This is a genomic window from Streptococcus sp. 27098_8_113 (assembly GCF_041432545.1).
In the GTDB taxonomy this organism is placed as follows: domain Bacteria; phylum Bacillota; class Bacilli; order Lactobacillales; family Streptococcaceae; genus Streptococcus.
Genome location: NZ_JAPVZU010000007.1, coordinates 22388 through 36015, shown reverse-complemented (window position 1 = coordinate 36015; position 13628 = coordinate 22388). Strand labels below are relative to the sequence as shown.

The following is a 13628-nucleotide window of genomic DNA, read 5'->3' as shown; positions in this document are numbered from 1 at the left end:
AGGTATAAATCTTTACTAAAACCCTTTTAATAACAGCTTGCCTGCTTGTTTATTATGTTTTAGTGATAGTGTGAAAGGCTTGATAGTTTGGTCGCTCTCAAAGCCTTTTTTGTTGCTCTCACGCGCCTTGTGGTGCGTTTTCTTTTGGTCTGAAGACCATGGACTTAATATCCTGATAGGTCATGCCTAGGTTAATCATAGCGATAGCCATATCTTCCAAGGCTTGGTATTTGACAAGCTCGGTACTGGTTAGGCTATCAATGCCTGTCAGACCGCCACGCGCCGCCATCAGTTGCTTTTTATTCATGCCGCTAGTGCCTTTTAGCAAAAGATTTGTAATGGTGCTATGCGCGTGCTTGGGTTTTGCCTCCCATGTCTCTATACTGTCATGCAAAATTTTACGCTTTGGCTTCTCTAAAGCACGCTGCAGCTTAAACTGTGTCAGCTCGTCCCGCATTTCAAAGAATGCTTTTACTAGATTTGCCTTGAAGTTTCTAACAGGTCGGGTATTTCCTAGATAAGTCACTAATAAAGTAGCCTGTTGTTCGTTTAAGCGATAGATTTTTCTAGGCCGTCCGCCTAACGATCCTTTTTTAGGTTTATGGATTTCAAATGACAAAACCCCAAAGGCCTCTAAATCTTCTTTGTGCTTATCAATTAGTTTTCTTACTGAATTTATTTCTATTTCAGCATGTTCTGCCACTATTTCGTGGGTTGTATACGGCTCTTTCTTACCGTCCATGTAGACTAGGTTCATGGTTTGGCCCCTTTCTTACTCTTCTGGTGTTAATAATTCGTCAATAGTAACGCCTAGATAGTCAGCGATTTTAAGCAAAGTTTCTGCTTCAGGGTTTTTGGTGCGCTCATAGTACAAAGCGGTCAATGTACTTTTTGAAATACCAGTAGCCTTATAGACGTCTGAAACCTTTTTACGCTTTTTAGCAAGCAAAATACGAAAATTGTTTTTCATAAAAAAACTCCTTCCAAAATAAATTATAACAAGAAATATAACCTGTTATAATTTATTTTACACTATTATTTTTATTTGTCAATAGTTATATTTCTTGTTATAATGTGTTTTAATAGGAGGTGTTACGATGATAGGAACTTATTTAAAGGATTTACGCAAAAGACAAAATATAAAAGTGGTGGAATTAGCTAAATCTGTTCAGGTTTCTCAACCTTATATTTCAAATATAGAAAATGAAAAACGTTACCCTACTAAAGAATTGTTTTTTAAGATAATTCTTTCTATCGCTGAACTATCTCCAATAAATTATGATGTGTATTTTGAATTAGACTTATCAGACGAAAAAAAAGAAGAGATATATGTTCCTGATACACTACCTGAATTTTGGGAGAAGTATTCTTCACGTATTCTTGAAGAATTAAATGAACGATTAGATGATGACGAAGGGGAAATTAGATCTTTAGAAGATTTTAGTGATTATGTTAGTTCATGGAATCTTGAAGATATGTCCGTTTTCCCTGAATATACTGAGTTCCTTGATTCTAAGTATGGTGTTAATGGATATGGGGAGCATCTAAATCATGAGGATTATTCTTCTTATCCCGATTCAGAATATGTTAAAGGTATGGTGGTCGATTATTGGTATCAAAGATTTTTAACAGAATTTGTTGAATATTTTGAAGATAGCAGTATAATTGACGGGATTTCAAAAGCTGAATATACTGAGATTATGTTAAACACTTTGACGGATCAAGAATTAGAAATATATTCTGCTGTAAAAGCTCTTCAACATAAAACAGGAACGTTCGATAGATACCGTTTCAAAGAATTAGATAAAACTAAATTAACTGATTTGAATATCATTGATGATCCCGAAGTAATTCATAAATTAACTCTAGATGGCAAAAGTTTATCAAGTACCGATATTGTTGCACTTCAAAATACAATTAATGGAATAAGGTACAACCGGTAATAAATCACCTATCAACCCACTTGCCACAATGTCCAACAACCATGAAGCGCGTGATTTCTCGGCGTTCAGCAAATCAAACATCTAAAAAATCTAATTTTTAAAACACTAACAGAAAGGAAGCTATGAACGAATTACAATTTTTAATCTATTCAGCAGATAACAACCAAGAAACAGCTAGCGTTATTATACGCGGGGAAACTATCTGGGCTAGTCAGAAAGAAATGGCTCGCTTGTTTGATGTAGGTGTTCCTGCAATCAGTAAGCATCTAAAGAATATCTTTGAAGAGGGAGAATTAGAAGAAAAGGTGGTTGTTTCCAAAATGGAAATAACCACAAAACACGGTGCAATTGCTGATAAAACCCAAACTAAGGATGTCAGCTACTACAATCTTGATGCCATCATCTCAGTTGGTTACCGTGTTAATTCTCAAAAAGCCACGCGCTTCAGACAATGGGCTACTTCGGTACTTCGTGAGTACATGATAAAAGGCTTCGCTATGGATGATGACCGTCTAAAACAAGGTGAGAACCTTCTGGAAAAAGACTATTTCCGTGAGCTCTTGGAGCGCGTGCGTTCTATCCGAGCTAGTGAGCGTCGTATATGGTTGCAGATTACAGATATTTTTGCTGAAATCTCTATCGACTATGACCCACAAAGCACGTTGACAAAGCAATTCTATGCGGATGTACAGAATAAGTTCCATTACGCAATTACTGGCCAGACTGCTGCGGAAATCATCTACACAAAAGCAGATCATACAAAGGACAATATGGGGCTTACTACATGGAAAAACTCCCCTGACGGTCGTATATTGCAATCAGATACCCAAATAGCAAAGAATTACCTAACAGAAAAACAGATCCGTTCCCTTGAACGAGGGATATCTAGTTACTTTGATTACCTGGAAAGGCAAATTGAACAAAGAAAAGCTCAGACAATGCAACAACTAGCCCAAAGCATTGACCGATTTTTGACTTTCCAAGAATACGATATTTTAGAAGGTCATGGGAAAATCACTTCCAAGGCTGCGAAAGATAAAGCAAAAGCAGAATATCAGCTATTCAACAAAACCCAAAAGATAAACTCGGACTTTGAAAGACAAATCAAGCACCTAGCGGATAAATAGTCTCATACCTTCACAATCTCATTTTTTGACCTAGATTATTCACCCAAAATATGCCACGTTTTAAAACGCAATATAAGCCCGTTTAAGCGCGTGTTTTCTTTTCTGGTATATATGCTGCCCAACTCATTAAAAACGAAAATAGAGGGGGGTCTCGTAGCTCCTAGCATGATATAAACCTAATTCAATCTAAAATCTTTTTAATAACAGCTTGCCTGCTGATGGAAAGGTATATCATGAAAATAACAGAAGTCAAAAAGAAAGACGGTAGCAACGTGTACCGCGCAAGTGTCTATCTAGGAGTGGATCAGGTAACGGGGAAGAAAGTAAAGACCAGTATCACCGGACGGACAAAAAAAGAGGTCAAAAGCAAAACCCAGCACGCGCAGCTTGACTTTAAAGCGAACGGGTCAACGGTTCATAAAACTGTGCGGGTGAAGAGTTATCAAGAATTGGCTGCCCTATGGCTGGAAAGTTACCGGCTGACTGTCAAACCCCAAACCTTCATAGCGACAGAAAGAATGGTGAATAGCCACTTAATCCCAGTTTTTGGAAAGATGAAACTGGATAAGCTGGCAGCTAGTTATATCCAGAGTTTCATCAATGACTTATCAAGTCGCTTGGTTCACTTTGGCGTGGTTCACTCGATAAATAGCCGTATCTTAAAATATGGCGTTTCGCTGCAGCTCTTGCCATTCAACCCAGCGAGGGATATTATCCTGCCCAGGAAGCCAAAGCGTGAGAGTAAAGCAATCAAGTTTATCGCTCCGGAGGACTTGAAGTCTCTTTTAGGCTATATGGAGAAGCTGGCATTCAAAAAATACAGTCATTATTTTGATTATGTGCTGTATAGCCTACTACTTGCGACTGGTTGTCGCTTTGGTGAGGCAGTGGCTCTGGAGTGGTCTGATATCGACTTGGAGAATGCGACCATCAGCATATCAAAAAATTATAATAGGCTGGTGGATCTAGTAGGCCCGCCTAAAAGTAAAGCAGGAGTTAGAGTGATTAGCATTGACCGGAAAACAGTCAATATGTTGAAGCTCTACAAAAATAGGCAGCGGCAACTATTCGTAGAAGATGGGGCGCGTGCTCCGTCTGTAGTATTTGCTATCCCGACTAAGGAATATCAGAATATGGCCACAAGGCAAGATTCCCTGGATAGGCGTTGCAAAGAAATTGGAATACCCCGCTTTACCTTCCACGCCTTCCGCCATACTCACGCTAGTTTATTGCTCAACGCTGGTATCAGCTATAAAGAATTACAATACCGGTTAGGCCATGCTACCTTGGCTATGACCATGGACATCTATAGTCACCTATCCAAGGACAAAGAAAAAGAGGCTGTTTCATACTACGAAAAAGCCATAAATGACTTGTAAGTCCACAAAAAGGTGAACAAATTTAAAAACCACCTCATTCCAGAGGTTCACAAACCTTATCAAATCAAGGTTTATAGACAATAAAGGAGAAAACCATGACATTTGAAGAAATTTTACCAGGCCTTAAGGCCAAGAAAAAATATGTGCGTACAGGCTGGGGTGGGGCAGAGAACTACGTCCAGCTCTTTGACACGATTGAGCAGAATGGGGTGGCTCTCGAGGTGACACCTTATTTCCTCATCAATGTTTCAGGCGAAGGGGAGGGCTTCTCCATGTGGAGTCCAACTCCTTGTGATGTCCTCGCGACAGATTGGGTAGAAGTGGATGACTAAGACAGTACTGGTGACGGGAGCTAGCTCTGGCATCGGCCGAGCTCAGGCTCTGACCTTTTTAGAAAATGGCTACCGCGTTTATGGGGTAGATAAGGGTGAAAATCCGGAGTTTCTAAATGAACTACGTTTTTTTAAAATGGATTTGACAGATGACTTGGCGCCACTCTTCACTAGCTTGCCTGAGGTGGACATTCTCTGTAATACGGCCGGTATTTTGGACGATTATCGTCCCTTGCACGAGACAAGTGACGAGGATTGGGAGCAGCTTTTTGCGCTGAATCTGACCGCAACCATGAAAATCACTCGCTTTTACCTGCAGAAGATGCTGAAGAAAAAGTCTGGTATCATCATTAATATGTGCTCGATTGCTAGTTTTTTGGCTGGCGGCGGCGGTGCTGCCTATACAGCCTCTAAGCATGCTCTAGCTGGTTTGACCAAGCAGATAGCCCTGGACTATGCGGATCAAAATATCCAAGTCTTTGGCTTGGCGCCAGGCGCTGTCAAGACAGCCATGACTGCCGCAGATTTTGAGCCAGGCGGGCTGGCAGACTGGGTTGCTGAGGAAACGCCGATCAAGCGCTGGCTGGATCCTCAAGAAGTAGCTGATGTCAGTCTCTTTCTGGCAAGCGGTAAGGCAGCTGCTATGCAGGGCGAGATTATCAAAATTGACGGCGGCTGGAGTTTGAAATAGGAGATTTACTGAGTTTGGGGACATCATCCGTGGCAATCTACTACAAAAGAGAAGATAAATTTAAGAGTATCGGATGAAGATTAACAGGTCTTAGCATAAAAATAAATATTTTTTCTAACTTTTATAGATAAAAATAAAAGAATTTCTAGCAGAATTGCTTGAATTGTGATACAATAAAGCGATTTGTGAAAGGAAATGATTGAATGAATGAAAATGAGTTGAAAAACAACGAGAAAAAAGAAAAGAACGGGATGAAACGTGGCTTACAAAATCGGCATGTTCAGATTATAGCCATTGCTGGAACCATTGGTACGGGACTTTTCTTGGGGGCAGGGCGCTCGATTAGTTTGACGGGTCCGTCCATTATCTTGATTTACATGCTGACGGGCCTTTTCATGTATCTGATGATGCGGGCGATTGGGGAAATGCTTTATTATGACCCTGACCAGCATACCTTTATCAACTTTATTACCAAATATTTGGGAACTGGCTGGGGGTATTTTTCTGGTTGGTCCTACTGGATTTCTCTGATTTTTATTGGAATGGCTGAGATTACGGCTGTTGCCCAGTATGTGCAGTACTGGTTTCCTGACTGGCCAGCTTGGATGATTCAGCTTGTCTTTCTAGCTCTTCTTAGCTTGGTCAATCTGATAGCGGTTCGAGTTTTCGGTGAGGTCGAATTTTGGTTTGCTATGATAAAGATTGTAGCTATTATTGCTTTGATTGCAACGGCTGTCTTTATGGTATTGACAGGCTTTAAAACGCCTCACGGAGTAGCTAGTCTTGGGAATATTGGACGAGGTTTTCAGCTTTTCCCTAATGGCTTTGTAAGTTTTGTCATGGCTTTCCAGATGGTTTTCTTTGCCTATCAGGCCATTGAATTTATCGGGATTACCACTTCTGAAACGGCTAATCCACGGGCGGTCTTGCCAAAAGCCATCAAAGAAATTCCTTTGCGGATTGTCTTGTTTTACGGGGGTTCTCTCCTTGCCATTATGGCTATCATTCCTTGGGAAAAACTGGCAACGGCTGACTCTCCCTTTGTTATCGTTTTTAAGTTAGCGGGTCTCAAATGGGCGGCAGCCTTGATTAACTTCGTGGTTCTGACCTCAGCGGCCTCCGCACTAAACTCGACCCTTTACTCAACAGGTCGCCATTTGTATCAGATTGCCCACGATACGCCCAATCCTTTTCTTGAGAAAATAGGAGCTGGGAAGTTATCTCGGCAAAATGTTCCGCAGAATGCGATTTTGGCTTCGGCGGCTACCATTGCCTTTGCGGCCTTTATCAAGATTCTTCCGGGAGTATCGGACTCCTTTGCTCTGATTACGGCCTCCTCATCTGGTGTCTACATCGCTATCTATGGTCTGACTATGCTGGCCCACCTCAAATATCGTAAGTCACCAGATTTTATGGCAGATGGTTATCTCATGCCAGCTTACAAGTTTCTCAATCCTTTGACCATGCTCTTCTTTGCCTTTGTCTTTGTCACTCTTTTCTTACAAGAGTCAACGGTGGTGGGAGCGATCGGTTCAGCTGTCTGGATCATCGTCTTTGGTCTTTACAGCCAGTTCAAATTCCGAAAATAATCCCTTTTTAGGAAAAACGTGTTGTCTCTCAGTCCAGCTGGCTGAGAGATTTTCTTTTTAGTTGTTTCATGGCTGTTTTGGGTATAGGTATTTGGCTGAGAAAATGATATAATGAAGAAAAAATAATGTAAAATGAGGCTGAAATGTTAAATATTCAAGAAATTAAGAAGAATGCTGGCGGCTTGCGGTTCGACCAAGACTTTGATTTGGCGCAAGAGCTACAAGAGCGTAATCGTGAAGTGTTAGATATCCAGAAAATCGTGGCCAGAGGTCAGGCTCAGTATGAAAATGGGCTTTATTTTTTGGATTACACCTTGACCTACAAGATTATCCTCGCTTCTAGTCGCAGTATGGCTCCGGTTGATAGGGAGGAAGCCTACATGGTTCATGAAGTCTTTGCTTCCGTCGAAGATGGCTCCGTGCAAAAAGATTTGCTGGAAGATGATTTGGTTCTACCATTTGAGGGAGATACGATCGATCTGGCAGCCAGTGTGGCGGACAATATTTTACTTCATATTCCGCTGAAAGTTTTGACTCCTGAAGAGGAAGCTGGTGCGAGTATGCCTACGGGAAATGACTGGCAGGTGCTGACGGAGGAAGACTACCAAAAGCAGCAAATGGAGAAGAAAGAAGCTAACAGTCCTTTCGCCAGTCTTCAAGGCTTATTTGATGAATAAAAGCGTCTAAAATCTAGCAGGATTCTGGAGGATTATCAAGGAAATCTCTTTGAATCTTCTTGAAATATGAGCGCAATTTTGTTACACTAAATAGAAAGACTGTGAAGGAGATATGATGACAGAACGAGGCTTGTTAATTGTCTTTTCTGGCCCCTCAGGCGTTGGAAAAGGGACAGTAAGACGGGAAATTTTTGAGAGTACGGACAATCAGTTTCAGTATTCTGTATCTATGACGACTCGTCCGCAGCGTCCTGGTGAAGTTGATGGTGTTGATTATTTCTTTCGCACTCGTGAAGAGTTTGAGGAGTTGATCCGTCAAGGGCAGATGCTCGAGTATGCAGAGTATGTCGGCAATTATTACGGGACTCCACTCACTTATGTCAATGAGACCTTGGATAAGGGGATAGATGTTTTCTTGGAAATCGAAGTGCAAGGAGCACTCCAAGTCAAGAAAAAAGTGCCCGATGCTGTGTTTATCTTTCTGACTCCGCCAGACTTGGAAGAGTTGAAAGACCGTTTGGTTGGCCGTGGTACAGACAGTGCAGATGTTATTGCTCAGCGAATTGAGAAAGCAAAAGAAGAAATTGCCTTGATGCGAGAGTATGACTACGCTATTGTCAATGACCAAGTGCCTTTGGCAGCTGAACGTGTGAAACGTGTAATTGAAGCCGAGCATTTTCGTGTGGACCGGGTCATCGGTCACTACCAAGACATGCTTCCTAAGGATGAAGTAGTTGTTCGTTAATAAAGTTAGAAATTAGGTAAATAGTTATGATGTTAAAACCGTCTATTGATACCTTGTTGGACAAGGTACCGTCAAAATATTCTTTGGTTATCTTAGAAGCTAAGCGTGCCCATGAGCTAGAAGCTGGCGCTAAGCCAACTCAAGATTTTAAATCAGTAAAATCAACGCTACGTGCTTTAGAAGAAATTGAATCTGGTAATGTTGTGATTCACCCAGATCCAGAAGGAAAACGCGAAGCAGTTCGCCGTCGTGCGGAAGAAGAACGTTTGCGTAAAGAAGAAGAAGAGCGCAAGATCAAAGAACAAATTGCCAAAGAAAAAGAAGAGGGTGAGAAAATTTAAGGTTGGGATACTCAATCTTATTTTTCGTTTAGGGAAAGCGGGGTGAGAGTGTGAAAGTTGCCAAGGTTATTGTCGATGTTCCTCTGATGCAGACGGATAAACCATACAGCTATGCGGTTCCAGAGGAGTTTTCTGAGATGCTAGAAGCTGGGATGCGGGTGCATGTGCCTTTTGGTAAGGGCGGTCGGTTGATTCAGGGGCTGATTGTTGGCTTGGCTGATGAGAGAGAGGAAGATTTGGCTGGTCATATCGGAGAATTGAAAGATATTGCTGAAGTTCTTGACTTTAGGCCGGTTCTCAATGCCGAGCAGCTCTGGCTAGCTGACCAATTGCGCCTGTCTGTCTTTTCCTATAAAATTTCCATCCTGAAGGCCATGTTGCCGAGTCTTCTTAATTCCAGCTATGACAAGTTGCTTTATCCAACGGAGCAGCTTTCTTCCGAAGAGCGGCAGGCCATTTTTGGCCAGGAAGCTAGTCTTCGCTTTTCTGATTTAGACAAGAAAAGTCAGTCCAAGCTCATGCGGCTAACTCAGGCTGGTAAGATTCGCTTGGAATACCAAGCGACGGACCGTAAGCATATCAAGACAGAAACTTGGTATCATGTGAACAGTGAGAAATTGACTCAGTTCTTGCCTTCTGCCCGAGCGAAAAAGCAGCAGGAACTTCAGACTTATTTGCTGGAAAATCCACAATCAGGTCTTCTCAAAGACTTACGTAAACTCTTTTCGCCTGCAGTAGTCAACATTTTCTTAGAAAAGGAGCTTCTTCATACAGAGGAGAGAGAGGTCAGCCGGTCTGCAGCGCATTTCCAAAAGGAGCGACAGGATAAAAAGCTGGTTCTAAATGAGGAGCAGGCAGCCGCGGTCACTGCGATTTGTCAAAAAATCGGCCAAGCTGACGCTCAGCCCGTTTTGCTAGAAGGAGTGACGGGGAGTGGCAAGACCGAGGTTTATCTCGAGGTGATTGAGGAGGCTCTAATCCAAGGAAAGACCGCGATTATGCTGGTGCCGGAAATTTCCCTGACTCCTCAGGTGACCGATCGCTTTATTTCGCGCTTTGGTAACAAGGTAGCTATTTTGCATTCTGGTCTATCTGATGGCGAGAAGTACGATGAGTGGCGCAAGGTGGAGCGAGGAGAAGCTCAGGTCGTTGTTGGTGCTCGTTCGGCCATCTTTGCCCCCTTGACAAATATCGGAGCCATCATCATTGACGAGGAGCATGAGTCTTCCTACAAGCAGGATTCCAATCCTCGCTACCATGCCAGAGAGGTGGCTCTCCTGCGAGCTCGCTACAATCAAGCTGTCTTAGTGCTGGGTTCGGCGACTCCGAGTTTGGAGAGCAGGGCCAGAGCCAGCCGTGGCGTATATGACTTTTTGCAGCTGACCAAGCGGGCTAATCCGCTGGCACAGATTCCCCAGGTTCAGGTGGTGGACTTCCGAGATTACATTGGGCAAAATGAAGCCAGTAATTTCACTCCAGTCCTGCTAGAAGCTATTCAGGATCGTCTGGAGCAGGGTGAGCAGACGGTTCTCATGCTCAACAGGCGAGGTTATTCTAGCTTTGTCATGTGTCGGGAATGCGGCACGGTGGACACCTGTCCCAACTGTGACATTTCTCTGACCCTGCATATGGATACCAAGACCATGAACTGTCACTACTGTGGCTTTACCAAGGATATTCCGCAAACCTGTCCTAATTGTGCCAGTCGCAGCATTCGCTACTATGGTACGGGAACGCAGAAAGCCTATGATGAGCTGGTGACTCTCTTTCCAGAGGCCCGCATTCTGCGGATGGATGTGGATACGACCCGAAAAAAAGGGAGCCACGAAGAGATCCTAGAGGCTTTTGGTCAGGGGCGGGCAGATATTCTGCTGGGAACTCAGATGATTGCCAAGGGATTGGATTTTCCTAATGTGACCCTGGTCGGTGTGCTCAATGCGGATACGGCTCTGAATCTGCCAGATTTTCGCTCTTCAGAACGAACCTTTCAGCTGCTGACTCAGGTAGCAGGTCGGGCAGGTCGAGCTGAAAAAACTGGGCAAGTCTTTATCCAGTCTTACAACCCGCATCACTATGCCATTGACTTTGCCAGAAAGCAGGATTACGAAGGTTTTTACGCTTATGAAATGGGAATTCGACGGCAGTTAGGATATCCGCCTTATTACTATACAGTCGGGCTGACCCTATCCCACAAGGATGAGGAAACGGTAGTCAAGAAATCTTATCAAGTCATGGATATTTTACGGAGTGGCTTGTCGGACAAGGTGCAAATTTTGGGTCCCACACCCAAACCCATTGCTCGAACCCACAACCTCTACCACTATCAGATTTTACTGAAGTATCGCTTTGAAGATGACCTGCAAGCTACACTCAATCAGGTCTTGGAATTAACGCAGCAAGCGGAAAACAAGGACCTGCGCCTTAGTATTGATAATGAACCCCAGAATTTTATCTGATGGCGAAAGTGAGCGAGAGCTATCAGCTTTGCTCGCTTTTTTGATATAATAGAAAGAAAAACAGTCGCAGGTGATGGGATTCTGCGACAGATTTGAGGAAATGACAGTGAAATTAATTTTTATGGGAACGCCTGACTTTTCAGCAACGGTCTTAAAAGGCCTGCTGGAAAGCGAACAATATGAAATTTTAGCGGTGGTCACTCAGCCAGACCGAGCGGTGGGCCGCAAAAAGGAAATCCGCATGACACCGGTCAAGGAAGTGGCTTTAGCTAACGGCTTGCCAGTTTACCAACCAGAAAAGTTAGCTAAAAGCGCGGACTTGGAAGAGATTATGAACTTAGGGGCTGACGGCATCGTGACAGCAGCCTTTGGTCAATTTTTGCCTAGCCGCTTGCTGGACAGCGTTAACTTCGCAGTGAATGTCCATGCGTCTCTCTTGCCCAAATACCGTGGCGGAGCGCCCATTCATTATGCCTTGATAAATGGTGACCAAGAAGCAGGTGTGACCATTATGGAAATGGTTAAGGAGATGGACGCTGGTGATATGATTGCCAGTCGAGCGACAGCTATTGAAGAGTCTGATAACGTGGGAACTCTCTTTGAAAAACTAGCTGTGATTGGTCGCGATCTTCTTTTAGAAGTCTTGCCAGCCTATGTAGCGGGAGAGATTCAAGTTCAGCCTCAAAATCCAGAGCTGGTGACTTTTTCACCGAATATCAGCCCAGAGCAAGAGCGGATTGATTGGACAAAGACCAGTCGTCAGATTTTCAATCAGGTTCGGGGCATGAATCCTTGGCCGGTGGCCCATACCCTGCTAGCTGGCCAGCGCTTCAAGATTTACGAGGTTAGCCAAGTAAAAGGCAGCGGTCGTCCAGGTGAAATCTTGACAATCAGCAAGAAAGAATTAGCGGTCGCAGCGGGGGAGGGAGCTCTTTCTCTAAAGACGGTGCAGCCATTCGGCAAGCCCAAAATGGATATTAAGGACTTTCTCAACGGTCTGGGTCGGAATTTAGCAGTAGGTGATGAATTTGGAAAGTAAGCAAAAAAGAGCCCGAGAGCTTGCTCTGGAAATTCTGGAAGAAGTCTTTGAAGAGGGCGCTTATTCCAATATCGCCCTCAATAAGGCTCTGAAACAGAGTGCTCTCAGTTCAGCTGATAAAAGCTTGGTTACGGAGCTGGTCTATGGAACGGTCGCTCGCAAAATTAGTCTGGAATGGCAATTGGCTCATTTTGTGGAGGATAGAGACAAGCTGGATGCTTGGCTTTATATCCTGCTTGAGCTCAGCCTTTATCAGATGCTCTATCTGGATAAAATCCCCCAGCACGCTGTCGTCAATGAAGCTGTTGAGATTGCCAAAAGTCGTAAGCGTGGCAGTGAAAAATATGTCAATGCGATTCTGCGGAAAATCGAGCGGGAAGGTGCAGCCGATCCGACCAGTATAAACCGCAAGAATAAGCGCTACTCAGTCCAGTATTCTCTACCAGTCTGGCTAGTCAAGGTGTTGATTGACGAATACGGGGAAGAACGCGCGGAAGCTATCTTTTCTGGTCTCTTTGAGCGCAACAAGGCCAGCATCCGAGTGACGGATTTGGCTCGAAAGGAAGAAGTTAAAGCGGTTTTGGGTGCGGACGATTCGCTCTTAGCCCCTTCAGCCTTGGTCAAGAAACAAGGCCATTTTGCTGGTCATGAATTCTTTGAAAAAGGCTTGATTACTATTCAAGACGAGTCTAGTCAGCTGGTTGCTCCAACCTTGCATATTGAAGGGAATGAGCAGATTCTGGATGCCTGCAGTGCGCCAGGTGGGAAGGCTGTGCACATGGCTTCCTATCTGACGAGTGGTCAGATTACAGCCTTGGATCTTTACGACCATAAGCTGGACTTGATTCGTCAAAATGCAGAACGTCTAGGCTTGGCAGATAAAATTACTACTAAAAAACTGGATGCGATCAAGGTATTTGAGACTTTTGGACCAAATGCTTTTGATAAAATCCTAGTGGACGCTCCCTGCTCTGGCATCGGCTTAATTCGCCGCAAACCAGACATTAAATACAATAAAGAAAACGCTGATTTTGAAAATTTACAAAAAATTCAGCTGGATATATTAGACAGCGTTTGTCAAAGTCTACGTAAAGGTGGTATAATAACTTATAGTACTTGCACGATTGTGTCTGCAGAGAATTTTGAAGTAGTCAAGAAATTTCTAGAAAGACACCCAAATTTTGAGCAAGTTAGACTAGAACATGAAAGAGAAGATATCGTGAAAGACGGCTGTATCTTGATTACGCCGGAATTATACGGAAGCGATGGATTTTTTATCAGTCAATTTAGGAAGATATCGGACTAAGAG

Annotated in this window: 14 protein-coding genes; 12 read left to right on the top strand and 2 right to left on the bottom strand. The window is 43.4% G+C overall.

Going from position 1 to position 13628, the window contains the following annotated elements:
• Positions 1-118: 118 nt before the first annotated feature.
• A complete protein-coding gene (locus O3644_RS05350) occupies positions 119-757 on the bottom strand; it encodes a Rha family transcriptional regulator (protein ID WP_313963178.1) in 639 nt (212 codons plus the stop codon).
• Between the two features lie 15 nt (positions 758-772).
• The gene (locus O3644_RS05345) at positions 773-970 is read right to left on the bottom strand and encodes a helix-turn-helix transcriptional regulator (RefSeq protein ID WP_313963179.1); all 198 of its coding nucleotides are present in this window, start codon (positions 968-970) and stop codon (positions 773-775) included.
• Positions 971-1097: 127 nt separating this feature from the next.
• On the opposite strand from O3644_RS05345, the gene O3644_RS05340 reads away from it, so the two are divergent.
• The 12 genes from O3644_RS05340 to rsmB all read left to right on the top strand — a co-directional run bounded on the left by O3644_RS05340 (position 1098) and on the right by rsmB (position 13625).
• Positions 1098-1943, top strand: coding sequence for a helix-turn-helix transcriptional regulator (locus tag O3644_RS05340; protein WP_313963180.1), 846 nt, complete (start codon positions 1098-1100; stop codon positions 1941-1943).
• Positions 1944-2065: 122 nt separating this feature from the next.
• Positions 2066-3070 carry a RhuM family protein gene (rhuM, locus tag O3644_RS05335; RefSeq protein WP_371595243.1) on the top strand — a complete coding sequence of 335 codons (1005 nt, stop codon included), beginning with the start codon at positions 2066-2068 and terminating at the stop codon, positions 3068-3070.
• 233 nt (positions 3071-3303) lie between these two features.
• Entirely contained in the window at positions 3304-4449 is a 1146-nt protein-coding gene (locus O3644_RS05330) for a site-specific integrase (RefSeq protein WP_048766571.1), read from the top strand.
• A gap of 95 nt (positions 4450-4544) precedes the next feature.
• Positions 4545-4781 (top strand): DUF2829 domain-containing protein, encoded by a 237-nt coding sequence (locus O3644_RS05325; protein WP_002899859.1) that lies wholly within the window; start codon positions 4545-4547, stop codon positions 4779-4781.
• Positions 4774-5472, top strand: a complete 699-nt coding sequence (locus O3644_RS05320; protein ID WP_048766575.1) for a 3-oxoacyl-ACP reductase — start codon at positions 4774-4776, stop codon at positions 5470-5472. The genes O3644_RS05325 and O3644_RS05320 overlap by 8 nt, the downstream gene beginning before the upstream one ends.
• Positions 5473-5675: 203 nt before the next feature.
• Entirely contained in the window at positions 5676-7061 is a 1386-nt protein-coding gene (locus O3644_RS05315; RefSeq protein WP_048766577.1) for an amino acid permease, read from the top strand.
• Positions 7062-7204: 143 nt separating this feature from the next.
• Positions 7205-7738, top strand: coding sequence for a DUF177 domain-containing protein (locus O3644_RS05310; RefSeq protein WP_048766579.1), 534 nt, complete (start codon positions 7205-7207; stop codon positions 7736-7738).
• A 112-nt stretch (positions 7739-7850) separates the two neighbouring features.
• Positions 7851-8483: a guanylate kinase gene (gene gmk / locus O3644_RS05305; protein ID WP_185761046.1), complete on the top strand. Its 633-nt coding sequence runs from the start codon at positions 7851-7853 to the stop codon at positions 8481-8483.
• A 26-nt stretch (positions 8484-8509) separates the two neighbouring features.
• Entirely contained in the window at positions 8510-8824 is a 315-nt protein-coding gene (gene rpoZ, locus O3644_RS05300; protein ID WP_005590937.1) for a DNA-directed RNA polymerase subunit omega, read from the top strand.
• Positions 8825-8874: 50 nt separating this feature from the next.
• Positions 8875-11280, top strand: coding sequence for a primosomal protein N' (locus O3644_RS05295; protein WP_371595242.1), 2406 nt, complete (start codon positions 8875-8877; stop codon positions 11278-11280).
• Between the two features lie 100 nt (positions 11281-11380).
• Entirely contained in the window at positions 11381-12319 is a 939-nt protein-coding gene (fmt, locus tag O3644_RS05290) for a methionyl-tRNA formyltransferase (RefSeq protein ID WP_371595241.1), read from the top strand.
• Positions 12309-13625: a 16S rRNA (cytosine(967)-C(5))-methyltransferase RsmB gene (gene rsmB, locus O3644_RS05285; RefSeq protein WP_371595240.1), complete on the top strand. Its 1317-nt coding sequence runs from the start codon at positions 12309-12311 to the stop codon at positions 13623-13625. Before fmt ends, rsmB begins: the two co-directional genes overlap by 11 nt.
• The last annotated feature ends 3 nt before the right edge of the window (positions 13626-13628 follow it).

Bases quoted from the DNA above. Each gene is read 5' to 3' on its own strand.
- O3644_RS05350 (WP_313963178.1), bottom strand. From the start codon at position 757: ATGAACCTAGTCTACATGGACGGTAAGAAAGAGCCGTATACAACCCAC.
- O3644_RS05345 (WP_313963179.1), bottom strand. From the start codon at position 970: ATGAAAAACAATTTTCGTATTTTGCTTGCTAAAAAGCGTAAAAAGGTT.
- O3644_RS05340 (WP_313963180.1), top strand. From the start codon at position 1,098: ATGATAGGAACTTATTTAAAGGATTTACGCAAAAGACAAAATATAAAA.
- rhuM (WP_371595243.1), top strand. From the start codon at position 2,066: ATGAACGAATTACAATTTTTAATCTATTCAGCAGATAACAACCAAGAA.
- O3644_RS05330 (WP_048766571.1), top strand. From the start codon at position 3,304: ATGAAAATAACAGAAGTCAAAAAGAAAGACGGTAGCAACGTGTACCGC.
- O3644_RS05325 (WP_002899859.1), top strand. From the start codon at position 4,545: ATGACATTTGAAGAAATTTTACCAGGCCTTAAGGCCAAGAAAAAATAT.
- O3644_RS05320 (WP_048766575.1), top strand. From the start codon at position 4,774: ATGACTAAGACAGTACTGGTGACGGGAGCTAGCTCTGGCATCGGCCGA.
- O3644_RS05315 (WP_048766577.1), top strand. From the start codon at position 5,676: ATGAATGAAAATGAGTTGAAAAACAACGAGAAAAAAGAAAAGAACGGG.
- O3644_RS05310 (WP_048766579.1), top strand. From the start codon at position 7,205: ATGTTAAATATTCAAGAAATTAAGAAGAATGCTGGCGGCTTGCGGTTC.
- gmk (WP_185761046.1), top strand. From the start codon at position 7,851: ATGATGACAGAACGAGGCTTGTTAATTGTCTTTTCTGGCCCCTCAGGC.
- rpoZ (WP_005590937.1), top strand. From the start codon at position 8,510: ATGATGTTAAAACCGTCTATTGATACCTTGTTGGACAAGGTACCGTCA.
- fmt (WP_371595241.1), top strand. From the start codon at position 11,381: ATGACAGTGAAATTAATTTTTATGGGAACGCCTGACTTTTCAGCAACG.